14 protein-coding genes are annotated in these 13,598 nt (G+C 61.7%); 2 read left to right on the top strand and 12 right to left on the bottom strand.

The annotated features are described in order from the left end of the window. Window positions 1-16: 16 nt before the first annotated feature. From fabG to QM609_RS02715, 6 genes are read right to left on the bottom strand one after another with little or no spacing between them, the layout of a single operon-like run. Window positions 17-775, bottom strand: a complete 759-nt coding sequence (gene fabG / locus QM609_RS02740; RefSeq protein WP_042446291.1) for a 3-oxoacyl-ACP reductase FabG — start codon at window positions 773-775, stop codon at window positions 17-19. Window positions 776-820: 45 nt separating this feature from the next. Next, the gene (locus tag QM609_RS02735; RefSeq protein ID WP_039973187.1) at window positions 821-1,855 is read right to left on the bottom strand and encodes a phosphotransferase family protein; all 1,035 of its coding nucleotides are present in this window, start codon (window positions 1,853-1,855) and stop codon (window positions 821-823) included. Continuing rightward, window positions 1,848-2,630 (bottom strand): SDR family oxidoreductase, encoded by a 783-nt coding sequence (locus QM609_RS02730; RefSeq protein ID WP_007730827.1) that lies wholly within the window; start codon window positions 2,628-2,630, stop codon window positions 1,848-1,850. Before QM609_RS02730 ends, QM609_RS02735 begins: the two co-directional genes overlap by 8 nt. A gap of 1 nt (window position 2,631) precedes the next feature. Beyond that, on the bottom strand, window positions 2,632-3,852 hold the full coding sequence (locus QM609_RS02725) for an acyl-CoA dehydrogenase family protein (protein WP_019745701.1): 1,221 nt from the start codon (window positions 3,850-3,852) through the stop codon (window positions 2,632-2,634). Continuing rightward, window positions 3,839-4,642: an enoyl-CoA hydratase-related protein gene (locus tag QM609_RS02720; protein ID WP_050656976.1), complete on the bottom strand. Its 804-nt coding sequence runs from the start codon at window positions 4,640-4,642 to the stop codon at window positions 3,839-3,841. The genes QM609_RS02725 and QM609_RS02720 overlap by 14 nt, the downstream gene beginning before the upstream one ends. Beyond that, window positions 4,639-5,460 (bottom strand): SDR family oxidoreductase, encoded by an 822-nt coding sequence (locus QM609_RS02715; RefSeq protein WP_003942864.1) that lies wholly within the window; start codon window positions 5,458-5,460, stop codon window positions 4,639-4,641. The genes QM609_RS02720 and QM609_RS02715 overlap by 4 nt, the downstream gene beginning before the upstream one ends. 157 nt (window positions 5,461-5,617) lie before the next feature. On the opposite strand from QM609_RS02715, the gene QM609_RS02710 reads away from it, so the two are divergent. Then, the gene (locus tag QM609_RS02710; protein WP_003942878.1) at window positions 5,618-6,094 is read left to right on the top strand and encodes a MaoC family dehydratase; all 477 of its coding nucleotides are present in this window, start codon (window positions 5,618-5,620) and stop codon (window positions 6,092-6,094) included. 73 nt (window positions 6,095-6,167) lie between these two features. On the opposite strand, the gene QM609_RS02705 is transcribed toward QM609_RS02710, so the two are convergent. After that, entirely contained in the window at window positions 6,168-6,848 is a 681-nt protein-coding gene (locus tag QM609_RS02705; RefSeq protein ID WP_007730821.1) for a TetR/AcrR family transcriptional regulator, read from the bottom strand. A 137-nt stretch (window positions 6,849-6,985) separates the two neighbouring features. On the opposite strand from QM609_RS02705, the gene QM609_RS02700 reads away from it, so the two are divergent. Further along, complete coding sequence (locus QM609_RS02700; protein WP_050656978.1) at window positions 6,986-8,488, top strand: class I adenylate-forming enzyme family protein; 1,503 nt, start codon at window positions 6,986-6,988, stop codon at window positions 8,486-8,488. Between the two features lie 52 nt (window positions 8,489-8,540). Here the strand turns inward: QM609_RS02700 and QM609_RS02695 are convergent, their stop codons facing one another. The 5 genes from QM609_RS02695 to QM609_RS02675 form a co-directional block, all read right to left on the bottom strand. Next, on the bottom strand, window positions 8,541-8,828 hold the full coding sequence (locus tag QM609_RS02695) for a putative quinol monooxygenase (RefSeq protein WP_007730819.1): 288 nt from the start codon (window positions 8,826-8,828) through the stop codon (window positions 8,541-8,543). A 55-nt stretch (window positions 8,829-8,883) separates the two neighbouring features. After that, the gene (locus QM609_RS02690) at window positions 8,884-9,516 is read right to left on the bottom strand and encodes an HAD family hydrolase (protein WP_007730818.1); all 633 of its coding nucleotides are present in this window, start codon (window positions 9,514-9,516) and stop codon (window positions 8,884-8,886) included. 38 nt (window positions 9,517-9,554) lie between these two features. Further along, window positions 9,555-10,229 (bottom strand): TetR/AcrR family transcriptional regulator, encoded by a 675-nt coding sequence (locus tag QM609_RS02685; RefSeq protein WP_003943027.1) that lies wholly within the window; start codon window positions 10,227-10,229, stop codon window positions 9,555-9,557. A gap of 68 nt (window positions 10,230-10,297) precedes the next feature. Beyond that, a complete protein-coding gene (locus QM609_RS02680) occupies window positions 10,298-11,689 on the bottom strand; it encodes an MFS transporter (protein ID WP_050656979.1) in 1,392 nt (463 codons plus the stop codon). 250 nt (window positions 11,690-11,939) lie between these two features. Continuing rightward, entirely contained in the window at window positions 11,940-13,595 is a 1,656-nt protein-coding gene (locus QM609_RS02675; RefSeq protein WP_076948617.1) for an AMP-binding protein, read from the bottom strand. Between the last annotated feature and the right edge of the window lie 3 nt (window positions 13,596-13,598).

The raw sequence follows: 13,598 nt of genomic DNA, 5'->3' as shown, positions 1-13,598 counted from the left end.
AGCGGTGAGCGGACGGTCAGTCCTTCGGTCCACCGGCGACGTAGACGACCTGACCGGAAACGAAGCCCGCGCCTTCGCTGACGAAGAACGACGCGGTGTGCGCGATGTCCTCGGGCTGACCGACACGGTTGACCGGAATCTGCGAAGCGGCAGCGGTCTTGAAGTCCTCGAAGCCGACGCCCATGCGCTCGGCCGTTGCGGCGGTCATCTCGGTTTCGATGAATCCGGGGGCAATAGCGTTCGCGGTCACGCCGAACTTGCCCAGCTCGAAGGCCAATGTCTTGGTGAAGCCCTGCATTCCGGCCTTCGCAGCGGAGTAGTTGACCTGTCCACGATTACCGAGAGCCGACGTGCTCGAGAGGTTCACGATGCGGCCGAACTTCGCTTCCACCATGTACTTCTGCACCGCACGCGACATGAGGAACGCTCCGCGCAGGTGGACGTTCATCACCGAATCCCACTCGGCAACACTCATCTTGAACAGAAGGTTGTCGCGAGTGATACCGGCATTGTTGATCAGCACGGTAGGTGCACCCAGGTCTGCGGCCACACGATCCACCGCTGCGGCGACCGAAGCCTCGTCGGAGACGTCAGCGCCGACGGCCAGCGCCTGTCCGCCTGCGGCCTTGATCGCGTCGACGGTTCCGGCACACGCCGCTTCGTCGAGGTCGAGCACGGCGACGGCAAAACCGTCTTCCGACAGTCGCTTCGCTACTGCCGCACCGATTCCGCGTGCTGCACCCGTGACAATTGCGGTTCTACGTTCCTGGCTCACTGGCCCTCCATACTTTCGTGATTCGACGGACACCGGACGATCTCGTCAGATCCCGGCCTGATCTGCAATTTCCCTGGCTTTGGCGACCAAGGCGTCAATACGTTCCACGGTGGGAGTTCCGCTCTCGGCGGCATTCTGCGGTTCGTCGCGGGCGCGACGCATCACGCCCTCGGCGATCACGGCAATCTTCCACAGTCCCAACGTGTGCCAGAACTTCAGCGCAGCAGGATCCCGTCCGGTGGCCTCGAGATAGATCCGGGAGATCTCCTCTCGCGAGGGGAATCCCGGGAGTGCCGACGCCGGGAAATCGCCGCCGGTATTCTCACCAGCCGCCGGCCAGTACGCCAACAAGCTTCCGACGTCCGCCAACGGATCACCGAGTGTGCACAGTTCCCAGTCGAGGGCCGCGACAACTTCGCCGTTGCTCGCCGAGGTGATCACATTGCGTAGGTGAAAGTCGCCGTGCACCAACGTGGTTTCAGTGTGATCCGGCTGGGCTGCAATCAGGCGTCGGGTGAGATCGTCGAGATCAGGGCATTCCCGCGTCTTCGACTGTTCCCATTGACCTCCCCAACGCTTCAACTGCCGTGCAGCGTAGGGCTTGTGGCTTGCCAGGTCGTCGAGACCGGCCTGCTCGAGGTCGACGGCGTGTATCTTCGCCAGCGTCTGAGCGAGCGAGATTCCGATTGCCCGGCGACGATCTTCCGACAACGCCTCCGCAAGAGGCATTCGGTCCACCACTTCGCCGTCCACGAATTCCATGAGGAGCAGCGGAACTTCGGTGACGGCAGGATCCTCGGTCAACCCGAATACTCGCGGCGAAGGCACGTCGGTGGATTCGAGAGCGCTCAGGATTCGAGCCTCACGCGCCACGTCGTGAGCCGAGGCCAGCAGATGCCCCAGCGGTGGGCGTCGTAGCACCCAGCGATTGCCGTCCTGATCGCGAACCAGGTACGTGAGATTCGACTGCCCCAAGCCGATTCGATCGAAGGACAACGGCCCGGAAAAGTCGATCCCCAGGCCTGCGATCCACCCGGTGACCGCTTCGGTATCGAGTCCCACTACTCCGACGCTAGCCACCGACGGACGCTCCCTGCCGGAACGGGAGTGCGTCACCCAACAACTGGCCACCGTCGATGGTCATGATCTCGCCGGTGATCCACTGGGCTGCATCCGAAACCAGGAAGGCAATGGCAGCGGCCACGTCCTCGGGTTCACCGATGCGTCCGAGAGCAGTCGACGCGGACACCGCTTCTTCGTGTTCTTTCCACAGAGCTTCGGCGAGTTTGGTTCTCACCACTCCCGGCGCAACGGCGTTGACACGAATCTTCGGTGACAACTCGAGCGCCAACTGCTTGGTGATGTGGATCAGAGCAGCCTTCGACGCGTTGTACGTACCGATTCCCGCCTCGAACGCCATGCCGCCGATCGAAGCGGTGTTGACCACGGAACCACCGTGCTCGCCCATCCAGGCCCGCGCTGCGAGGCCGGTCCACAGGACTGGAGCCCACACGTTGACGTCGAAAGTCTTGGCGAAGCGCGAGTGATCCTGGTTGATGATCGGCCCGAACGACGGGTTGGTGCCCGCGTTGTTCACCAAGATGTCGAGACTGCCGAAACGCTCGATCGTCTGCTCGACGCACTTGCGTGCAGCATCCTCGTCCGTCGCGTGAGCGCCGACGCCGATCGCGTTGCCGTTCACCTGTGCGGCAGCCGCATCTGCGGATTCCTGTGAGCGCGAAGTCAGTACGACGTTTCCGCCCGCCGCCGCAATCGCCTGCGCGGTCGCGAGGCCGATGCCCCGCGATGCGCCTGTGACGATTGCCGTCTTACCTGTGAGATCCAGTCCTGCCATGTCAGTTCGCCTTGACTTCGCGGTACTTGCGCAGTTCCTGCTTGGCGATGGCGCGCTTGTGCACCTCGTCCGGGCCGTCGGCCAGGCGAAGGGTGCGCATGTGGGCGTAAGCCATCGCGAGCGGGAAGTCGTCGGTGACGCCGCCACCGCCGTGAACCTGGATGGCGCGGTCGATGATCTTGAGCGCGATGTTCGGTGCCGCAACCTTGATGGCTGCGATCTCGGTGCGCGCTTCCTTGTTGCCCACCGTGTCCATCATGTGTGCGGCCTTGAGCGTGAGGAGTCGAACCATCTCGATGTCGATACGAGCCTCGGCGATCCAGTCCTGGATATTCGCGTTGTCACTGACGGGCTTCCCGAAGGTGATGCGGGTGGATGCGCGCTTGCACATCAGTTCCAGTGCGCGCTCGGCCATTCCGATTGCACGCATGCAGTGGTGGATGCGGCCGGGGCCGAGGCGGGCCTGGCTGATCGCGAATCCTTCACCCTCACCGGCGAGAATGTCCTTGGCCGGGACGCGCACGTCCTCGAAAGTGATCTCGCCGTGTCCTTCGCGGTCCTGGTAGCCGAAAACCGGCAGGTTGCGCAGGATCGTGACGCCGGGAGCATCGATCGGCACGACCATCATCGACTGCTGACGGTGGGTGGCGGCATTGAAGTCGGTCTTACCCATGACGATCAGAACCTTGCAGTTCTGGTGCAAGGCGTTGGAAGCGAACCACTTACGGCCGTTCAGCACGTACTCGTCGCCGTCACGGTCCATACGGAGCTGGATGTTGGTGGCGTCGGAGCTGGCAACCTCGGGCTCGGTCATCGCGAAAGCGGAACGAATTTCGCCTTCGAGAAGCGGCTTGAGGTACTTCTCCTTGTGCTCGTCGGTGCCGAAGAGCGTGAGCACCTCCATGTTTCCCGTGTCCGGAGCGGCGCAGTTGGTGGCCTCTGAGGCCAGGTGGCTGCGGCCCATGATCTCCGCGAGCGGTGCGTATTCCAGGTTGGTCAGGCCGGGGCCCCATTCGGGATGGGGATGGAAGAGGTTCCACAGCCCGCGGGCCTTGGCTTCCTTCTTCAAGTCGTCGATGATCGGCGGCTGAAAGTGCGGGTTACCGGACTCACGCATCTGCTCTTCGTAGACCGCTTCGGCCGGGTAAACGTGCTTGTCCATGAAATCGAGCAGTTCGGCCTGGTACTTCTTGGTGCGATCCGAGAACTCAAACACTGACATGTGAACTCCTGACAGAGAGGGAAGGAAAATTGGGGGCTCGATGTTCGAGATGGCTGTTGACACCCTCGACGACATCCGGGCCGTGAAATGCGTTCAGCATCAGCGATTCCGCATGCCTGGCGGAATCAGTGAAGGTCGAGTGCGCGTCGGCACTCATCTGAGATTTGATGACGGAGAGGGACGTCGGCGAGCAGTTCGCCGCGATGTCCTCGGCGTAAGCAATCGCCGCATCCAGAACGTCACCGCCGGTGACCAGGTGGTCGATCAGACCGATGCGGTACGCCTCGTCGGCGTCCACCATCCGGCTGGAAAGCAGAAGATCGACTGCTCGACTGTGCCCGACCAAGCGGGGCAACATCCAGGAGATGCCGTACTCCGCAATCAGGCCTCGACGCGCGAACGCGGTAGTGAATCGTGTTGCGCTCGAACCGAAACGAACGTCGCAGTACAGAGCCTCGACCATTCCGAGCCCGGCAGCGACGCCGTTGACGGCGGCGATCAGCGGCTTGCGGATGGTGGTCGGGAAATGACGGTCTCGCGGCCGGACAAGATCACTTTCGGAGACTTCGCCGACGTTCTTCAAATTGCCGAGGTCAGCCCCCGAGCAGAATCCTCGGCCGGAGCCGGTGACAACAATTGCTCGGACACTGGGATCTTCGTCTGCCACGGCCAGAAAGTCGTAGTACTGATCTTCGAGCTCGTTGGTCCACGCGTTGAGAACGCGGGGCCGATTGAATGTCAGAACCAGCACCGCTCCTCTCTGCTCGGAGAGGACGAGTTCCTCGGTCATCGTGTTCCCGCGAGGAGCGACGCCTGGTACCGGCGCATCCCGCGCAGCCAACGGTCGTAGTCGGCGCCCTTCTGCCGGTACATGTCCAGCACGTTCTTGTGCGGAAGGATGAGAAATTCTTCGGCATCCACTGCCGCAAGAACGATTTCGGCGCATTCGGCAGGCTCGAGAACATTGCCTGCCGCAAGCACGGCTCCGGTTGCGGCCTTGCCGACCGGATCGCCGGAGTTCTCACCTTCGTAGAGAAGCTTGGTGTTGACGCCCATCGGGCACAAGCAACTGACGCGAACACCCTGATCTCCGTAGGTGATCGAGAGCCACTCGGCAAACGCGACCGCGGCATGTTTGGTCACCGAGTACGCGGCGGACCCGACCTGACTGAGCAAGCCGGCCGCAGAGGCCGTGCTGATGAAGTAGCCCTCCCCGCGCTCCGTCCAGCCGGGGACGAGGAGCCTGGCAGCGCGAATGTGGGCGCGAACGTTGACGTCGATCGTCGTGTCCCAGACGTCTTCACTGATGTCGAGGCCCATGCCACCGGTAACGCCGGCATTGGCGAAGTAGAGGTCGACCGGGCCGAATTCCTTTTCCGCCTGCGCGATCAGGCCCGCAATGACCGTCTCGTCGGAGACGTCGCCACCGGCAGACACGGCCGCTCCGGGACGCTCCGCGTTGATCGCCTCTGCTACTGCCGAAGCTGCTGCCCCGTCCAGGTCAGCCACTACGACGCGAGCACCCTCGGCAGCCAGTCGCTCGGCCAGTGCACCGCCGATTCCCCCGCCGCCACCGGTGACAATTGCTACCTTCTGGGCAACCTTCATGAGCGATTCCTCTCGCTTGCGTCATACCTACGCGCTGACAGTGATCCACGTCTCCCCTCATGTATAGTTGAATCCGGCGTCAGTTTCAACCGTCGAATCGCGACGGTCACCCGAACGGCCCGTTCCGTCCTCCTGAACTGCGAGTAAAGGGATAACGATGACTGAAAACCAATTGCCCGTCCGCCCGTCCACCTTCGCCGAGCTCGAGAAGCTCATCGGCCAGGAACTTGGCCCGACGGAGTGGTACGACATCACCCAGGAGCGCATCAACGCGTTCGCCGAAGCCACAAACGATCATCAGTGGATTCATGTCGACCCGGAACGAGCCGCATCGAGCCCGCTCGGCAGCACGATCGCGCACGGACTCTTCAGCCTCTCACTGGGACCCCAGTTCTCCTACCAACTCATCCACTTCGACGGCTTCGCCCACAGCCTCAATTACGGCTACGACAAGGTTCGCTTCCCCGCTCCCGTTCCCGTGGGATCCCGGGTCCGCATGCGCGCAACCGTCGTGTCCGCGGAGCAGTTACCCGGCGGAATCCAAGTGAAGATGAGCCAGGTGGTCGAGCGCGAGGGTTCCGACAAGCCCGTCGTGGTCGCCGAATCCGTCGCTCGCGTCGTCGAAAAGAGCTGAACCGAAAAGAGCTGAACCGAGACTGGGACGCCCGGCCGCTCGAACATCGATGCAGCCGGGGCGGCCCACCTCGTCAGAGACGGTCGGGGAACTTCAGAGCGTTCGCCCACAGATCGGTCACAGTGGCGACAATCTGATCGAACTCCGGTGAACGCCCGTCCACCTCACCCTCACGAAGGGTGAACAGACTGTAGGCGAGTCGACTCACCATGCCGGACAGAGCAATCGACGCCGTCATCGGATCCAGCGTCGTGTCCGCGATGCCGCGGGACTGCAGATCTGCAATCCCGCGGGCGTTACGGCGTATGAACGCATTGGCGCGCTCGCTGCGGAACTTCCGGAACTCCGGGTCGATGTGAGCAACCTGCTCCATGAGCCCCATCAACTTCGCATTGCGTTGATACGCGGCCAGATACGCTCGATTACTTGCCTCGAGCACGGCGTACGGATCGTCCGCGCTCGCAACGCGTCCCATGCCCGGGTGCATCATGTCGTCTCGCGCGACCTCGAGGACGGCGGCGAACACCTCTTCCTTGTTCGCGAAGTACGTGTAGAACGATCCCGTCGCGCAACCGGCTTCTTTGGCGATGTCGATCAAACGTGCATCGAGATAGCCACTGCGCTCGAAAACCTTACGGGCAGCAGCAACCAATGCCGCACGCGTGCGTGTCCCCCGCTCGGTGGTCGGTCGATCCCGGAGCAGCGCGGGCGGCGCCACCGGTAAGGCGGCAATTCGCGATTCGTCGTCGAGCACGGTGCGCTCCTCATCCTTCCGATCAACATCATTTTCGGGACAATCCCAGCAGACTCGATGTTGACGCCGGATTCAAGTGTACGCTCTGGTGAGACCCAGGACACACAATCGGTCGATTCCTCCCGAAAGGCAGAACCATGGTTAGCGTTCTCGACCCGGTGACCCGTCACGCGGAAGCCACTCCGGAAAATATTGCAATTCGCGGCACGGATAGTCATTGGACATACCGACAGCTTCACGACGCGTCTCTGGCGTTCGCCGGCCGCATTCGCGACGAAGGGTTGAGCATCGGCGACCGGGTTCTGCTCGCGGCGCCGTCGGTGCCTGAATTCATCGTGGCATACATGGGGATTCAGGCTGCAGGTTGTGTCGTGGTGCCCATCAACACGATGTCGGCGCAACCCGAAGTCGAGTACGTACTGGACGACGCCGAGATTTCGCTGGCGATCGCCTGGCACCAGCTCGGTCCCGCAGTTCAGGATGCAGGGAGTGCGCGGGGCGTCCCGGTGTGGACGCTCACCGAAGAATCGGCGAAGGCCGACCATCCACCGGCAACGGTGGTCGACCGCGACATAGCGGACACCACGGCGATTCTCTACACCTCCGGTACCACCGGACGTCCGAAGGGCGCTCAGCTGACAGTCGGGAATCTGTTGTCTGCCGGTGAGATCGGCGCCGAGAGCAGCCGCGGAAATCCCTCGGACCGCACCGGCACCGGACTGCCGCTCTTTCACATCTTCGGCCAGGGTTCGGTCATGATGGCAACCTTCACCGGCGGCGGATCACTATCCCTGCTCGCCCGGTTCGACCCGGCCGCCATGCTCGATCTGGTGCGTCGGGACAAGCTCACCATCATGGCGGGCGTCCCCACCATGTGGAATGCCATGCTGCACGCCGCAGCCGACGTGGACAGCTCCGACTTCGAACAACTGCGGATCGCAATCTCCGGTGGCGCATCACTTCCCGGTGAAGTCGCTCGCGCCTTCGAAGCACGGTTCAACTGCACAATCCTCGAGGGCTACGGCCTGACCGAGACGAGCGCATTCGGAACTTTCAACAGCATCGACCGCGTCGCAAAGATCGGATACACCGGCCGCGCCGTACCGCGCACCGAGGTCGAGGTCCGTGATCACGACGGAAATGTCTGCCAGGCAGGCACAGTGGGCGAGGTATTCATCAAAGGACCGACGGTCATGAAGGGCTACTGGAGGCGCCCGGCCGACACGGCCGCAGTCCTGTCCGACGACGGATGGTTCCGCACCGGAGACCTCGGCGAGACCGACGCCGACGGTGACCTTCGCATCGTCGACCGCGTCAAGGACCTCATCATCCGCGGTGGATACAACGTCTATCCAGGCGAGGTCGAAGAGGTGCTCTACCAGCACCCCGACATCATCGAGGCCGCGGTGATCGGTATACCCGACGACTACTACGGCGAGGAGGTTGCGGCGGTGGTGGCCGTGCGCCCAGGCTCCGACCTCGAAGCAGATGACGTCACCTCGTGGGCTCGGGAACGTCTGTCCGCCTACAAGATTCCGCGGGTGGTCCAGTTCATCGACGCGCTCCCGAAGGGTTCGACGGGAAAGATCCTCAAGCGATCGATCGACCGCACCGAACTCCTCGCCCAGAAGCAGAACTGAAAACACAGGTGAACCCCGGCGAGATTTCGCCGGGGTTCACCTGTCCATGCGCTCAGAGTGCGTCGAAGTACTCGATCTGCGGGGCGCCTGCGAGGAAGGGCGCCATCGCCTTTCCCGCGGCCTGGAAATGCTCGGACGATCCATGGGCCTTGATCGCAGCACTGTCTTGATACAGCTCCATGAACTTGTACGAATTCGTATCCGTCTTCGAGCGGATCAGTTGATACAGAACCGTTCCGGGCTCTTCCGTGCGCACCTTCTCGGCAAGTTCGGCGACTACGGCTTCGAACTGTTCGCCGCTTCCGTCTTTGACGGTGATATCCGCGATGACAGCAATCATTCATTCCTCCAAAAGTGTTCCAGCAGTATTCGAGTGTTACCGAGAACCTACAGTTTCACTGCATGGGCAGTAGTCCGAACGTCGATTCCAACTGACTGCGAGTGCTTTCCGCATCGGTGTGGAGAATGCCGGCGATCCCCAATCGTGCCGCGCCGTCGAGGTTCTGTTGCAGGTCGTCGATCATCACGGCGCCTTCGGGCGCTACACCCAGCCGCTCACACGCGATGGTGTAGATCTGACGAGAGGGCTTACGAATCCCTACTTCCGAGGAGATCACCACTTCGTCGGCGAGGTCCTCGAGCACAAAACCCGCGTAGCAATCACGCCCGAAAGCATTGGACACGAGCGCAACAGGGTGACCCGCCGCTCGGACGTCCGCAATCAGTCGCACCATCTCTTCGTCTCGGACAAGCCCGGCCTGCATACGGTCGACCAATCCTTCGCTGTCCACGACGGCGCCGTGCGCTCGTAGCCGTTCCCCGAATCCTGCTTCGAAGGCCTCCTGGTCGATCTTTCCGGATTCGTGATCGGAGAGCAGTCTCTTCGAGACGTCGTCGCGGGAGAGCAGGGTCAACGGAAGTCGTGGGTCGCCCCCAAGCGAGGCCCCGAAATCTTCGAAGGCCCGCAGCACACTGGAGGTGAGAACTCCACCGAAATCGACGAGCACTGCCGTACGCGTGGGTGTCATTGCTCCATCAGACACCAAACATGAACCCGGCGTCAACATCAATTTTGGCGTAGCGAGAATTGCAAAGTGTTGATCCACAACCGGTTGACGGTATCGAGCAGACCGTCGAAGGTCACTCCGGCGGCGCCGTCCTCGCCGCCGCGGGATACGAAGTACCCGAACGCAAGTCGACTGATCATCCCGGAGAGTGCCCGAGACGTCAGTAGCGGATCCAGATTCGCGTCCGCCAGTCCGGCTTTCTGCAGCTTCTCGATACTGCGCGCGTTGCGTCGAACAAACGCGTCAGCACGCTCGAGGCGGAGAACCCGGAACTCCGGATCGATGCTTGCCACCTGCTCGAGCAGTCCCATCAGCTTCGCGTTCCGTCGGTACGCCTCGAGGTACGCGCGGTTACTCGCCGCGATGACCTCAGCAGGATCCGCGCCTTTCGGAGTGTGCGGCATACCCGGATGCATCATGTCTTCGCGTGCCAACTCCATCACTGCCGCGAAGATCTCTTCTTTGCTCGCGAAGTAGGTGTAGAAGGTACCGGCCGAGCACTGCGCCTCCACAGTGATGTCGATCAGCCGCGAGTCCAGATAGCCGGACCGTTCGAAAACGGTGCGGGCCGCATCGATCAACGCTCGCCGCGTACGCAAACCACGCTGAGTGGAGGGGAGTTCCCGTGACACTGTCGACGAAGCATCTTCGGAGCCTGTGCGTGCTGCAGCCATGCTCCAGTTATACGTCAGACGCCCGCTACCGGTGACCGATAGCGGGCGTCTGCTCGAAACCGAAAGAGTTACTTGGCGTACAGGTGCGCGCCCGGAATTGCGTTCGGATCGTCCCGAACTTCCTTCGGGTTGGTCTCTTTCAGCACCCAGGCACTGAAGAAGGTCACCAGACCCATGAGGGCTACGAACACGGCAACCCATGTAGTGGTCCCGGTCTTCGCGATGAGTGCCGTCATGATGAACGGAGTACCACCGCTGACCGTGATCGCCGCCAGCTGGTACGCCAACGATGCTGCCGAGTAACGCACGTTGGGCGCGAACAGCTCACCCATGTACGCAGCGATCGGCCCGTAGGTCATCGACTGGAACACGCTGCCGACTGTCACCGCGATGAAGAACAGCGGCAGGGACTTGGTGTTGATCAACCAGAAGTACGGGAATGCCCAGACCACGATCGCCGCGGCGCCGATCAGGATCATCGGACGACGACCGATCTTGTCGGACATCTTCCCGGACCACAGCACCACACCGACTGTCAGCAACGCACTCAGGAGCGAGATGATGAGCAGTGAGTTCCGCTTCAACCCCAGTTCGGTTGTGCCGTAGCTGAGCACGCCGGCGATGCTGATGTAGAACAGTGCATTGGTGGCGGCCAGAAGTCCGCAACCGAGCAGAATCTTGCGCCAGTGATCCTTGAGCGCCTGCGCCAGTGGAGCCTGAACGACGACGTCCTTTTGGTTCTTCTTGGCGTCTTCCTGCAACTCGAGGAATTCCGGCGTGTCCTCGACCTTCGTCTGGATGTACAGAACCACGGGGAAGAGCAGCGCGCTGGCGAAGAACGGAACCCGCCAACCCCAGCTCAGGAATGCTTCGTTGGAAATGGTCGCGGTCGCGACGAGGAAGACCAGGTTGCCAAGCACTACACCGAACGAGACACCCATCTGACCGAAAGTGCCTGAGAATCCGCGCTTCTTGGGACTCGCTGATTCGGTGAGGAGAAGGACGATTCCGCCCCACTGGCCACCGCAGGCGAGACCTTGGATGAATCGCAGTGTCACCAGAAGAATCGGAGCGACGACGCCGATTGCCGACGCACTCGGGATCGCGCCGATCAGGAACGTCGCGACGGCCATCAGCAACAGGCAGGTGACGACAGCGGGCTTACGCCCATACTTGTCGCCGAAGTGTCCGGCGACCAAACCGCCGATGGGGCGGGCAACGAAGCCGGCCCAGAACGTACTGAACGAGAGCAATGTGCCCATCAGTGCGGATGAATCGGGGAAGAACACATGCGGAAAGACCAGTGCCGCAGCCGTTCCGTACAAGAAGAAGTCGTACCACTCGATGGAACTGCCGAGCAGTCCCGCGCCGAGAAGTTTGCGGTGCGCTTTCTTCTTCTTCCGTTCCTGATCGGACAGGCCCCCTGCCTGCGTGTTCGAATCCACTGCCGATCTCGTCATGGGTTACTCCTCGATGGGTCGGACGCTCGTCGCGCCGGGAGTTGAGAAGCGGAACCGGGCCAGAAGTAGAAACTGACACCAACTTCAACTCTGTGGCGTTGCGATCAGTCTGCGATACAAAAAGAGTGATGTCAATCACTGAAATGCATTGCCGCATAGGGGACTAAATCCCCTACCGATGCTCGTCAGCCACCACGACGAATGGCCGGCTCACCTTGTCGGCGGCCGGCAATTCGTTTGTCAGGCAGATCTAGTTCGGTACCCGCAGTTCACGACGAAGAATCTTGCCGCTCACTGTTTTCGGGAGGTCATTCATTACCTCGACGATGCGTGGATACTTGTATGCTGCAAGCCTTTCCTTGCAGAACTCGACCAGATCCTCGGTGGTCGCCTCGGCACCGTCCTTGAAAGACACGAAGGCCTTCACGGTTTCGCCCCGATACGGATCCATGACACCGACGACGGCAGCTTCTCGTACGGCGGGGTGTTCGTAGAGAACATCTTCCACTTCGCGTGGCCACACTTTGAAGCCCGACGCATTTATCTGATCCTTCATCCGGTCGACGATGTAAAACCAACCGTCGCCGTCCATGAATCCGATGTCGCCGGTGTGAAAACGCCCGTCCGGCATGGCATGTGCGGTCTCGTCCGGCTTGTTCCAGTATCCGAGTGCAACCTGGGGACCGGAGACCACGATCTCGCCGTACTCCCCGACCTGTACCGGCTTGTCGTTCTCGTCCACCACCTCGGCGTACGTATTCGATACCGGTACGCCGACAGCAACGGCCCCCGACGCCGGATCTACCGGCGCTTCACGCGAATTCGGCACCACGATTGCCGGGCTGTTCGTCTCGGTCAGCCCGTAGCCGTTGTGAATGTAGTGACCGAACTTCGACCGGAACGCTTCCAACGCCGCGTGCGGGATCGGCGCGCCACCTGAATACACCGACTCGAGAGAGCTCAAAGATTCCTTCGAGACTGCGGCGCTGTCCGTCCACGCGATGAATACCGTGATCGCTCCGATGATCGCGGTAGCCCGATGCTCCGAAATTGACTCCGCTGCAACGATGGGATGGAATCGGCAGGTCAGAATCGTGGGCGCGCCGGCCAGGAGTGGAGCCGCGACGTGCCCGATCAACCCGGTGATATGGAACAGTGGCGCCACCGCGAACATCGCGCCGCCGGGGCGCAACCCCAGCCAGTCCCGATAGATCTGCGCTGCGAACACGACATTTGAGTGCGTGTTCATCGACCCCTTCGGCGGGCCGGTCGTCCCCGACGTATAAGGAAGGTAGGCAAGGTCTTCCGGGGACAGATCGACCTTCTCGGGCTTCTGCCCTCGATGAGCCTCGATCAGTTCCAGTAGGTCCGGAAATCCATCATGACGAATCCTGGACGCCGAACCGAAGATCCGTTCATCGTCGCGCGACTGAAAATCCCGTTCCGACGTAGTGATGACCCGTCGCACTTCGGTGCCCTCGGACGCAGTCGCCACGGTCTCGGCCGAGGACTCGAGACAGATGACTGCTACCGCTCCGCTGTCGGCCAGTACGGTGGACAGCTCACGGTCGCGGTACATCGGATTGACCGGAACGACGACGGCACCGAGCTTCCAGACCGCGACTGTCGCGATCACGAACTGCGGAACATTCTGCAGGACAAAGGAAACTCTGTCTGCGAACCCGATTCCATCCTTGGCGAGGGCTACGGCAAGCGCATCCGACATCTCGTCGAGCTCGGCAAAGCTGACGGTGCTGTCGAAGTACCTGATGATCGGGGCGGTGCGATCGCGCTCCAGCGAAGCACGGAACATCGCGAGGACGTCGACGTGCTCGATGTCTACGTTCGGCGGAGTGTCGGCGTCGTAATTGGCGAGCCAGGGCTTGCTCTCGTACACGTTGGTCATATC

It is taken from the genome of Rhodococcus sp. IEGM 1302 (assembly GCF_030056935.1).
Lineage (GTDB): Bacteria > Actinomycetota > Actinomycetes > Mycobacteriales > Mycobacteriaceae > Rhodococcus_F > Rhodococcus_F qingshengii.
This window is presented reverse-complemented; position numbering and strand designations above follow the sequence as displayed.

Bases quoted from the DNA above. Each gene is read 5' to 3' on its own strand.
- QM609_RS02685 (WP_003943027.1), bottom strand. From the start codon at position 10,229: ATGGCTGCAGCACGCACAGGCTCCGAAGATGCTTCGTCGACAGTGTCA.
- QM609_RS02680 (WP_050656979.1), bottom strand. From the start codon at position 11,689: ATGACGAGATCGGCAGTGGATTCGAACACGCAGGCAGGGGGCCTGTCC.
- QM609_RS02700 (WP_050656978.1), top strand. From the start codon at position 6,986: ATGGTTAGCGTTCTCGACCCGGTGACCCGTCACGCGGAAGCCACTCCG.
- QM609_RS02715 (WP_003942864.1), bottom strand. From the start codon at position 5,460: ATGAAGGTTGCCCAGAAGGTAGCAATTGTCACCGGTGGCGGCGGGGGA.
- QM609_RS02675 (WP_076948617.1), bottom strand. From the start codon at position 13,595: ATGACCAACGTGTACGAGAGCAAGCCCTGGCTCGCCAATTACGACGCC.
- QM609_RS02730 (WP_007730827.1), bottom strand. From the start codon at position 2,630: ATGGCAGGACTGGATCTCACAGGTAAGACGGCAATCGTCACAGGCGCA.
- QM609_RS02690 (WP_007730818.1), bottom strand. From the start codon at position 9,516: ATGACACCCACGCGTACGGCAGTGCTCGTCGATTTCGGTGGAGTTCTC.
- QM609_RS02720 (WP_050656976.1), bottom strand. From the start codon at position 4,642: ATGACCGAGGAACTCGTCCTCTCCGAGCAGAGAGGAGCGGTGCTGGTT.
- QM609_RS02695 (WP_007730819.1), bottom strand. From the start codon at position 8,828: ATGATTGCTGTCATCGCGGATATCACCGTCAAAGACGGAAGCGGCGAA.
- QM609_RS02725 (WP_019745701.1), bottom strand. From the start codon at position 3,852: ATGTCAGTGTTTGAGTTCTCGGATCGCACCAAGAAGTACCAGGCCGAA.
- QM609_RS02710 (WP_003942878.1), top strand. From the start codon at position 5,618: ATGACTGAAAACCAATTGCCCGTCCGCCCGTCCACCTTCGCCGAGCTC.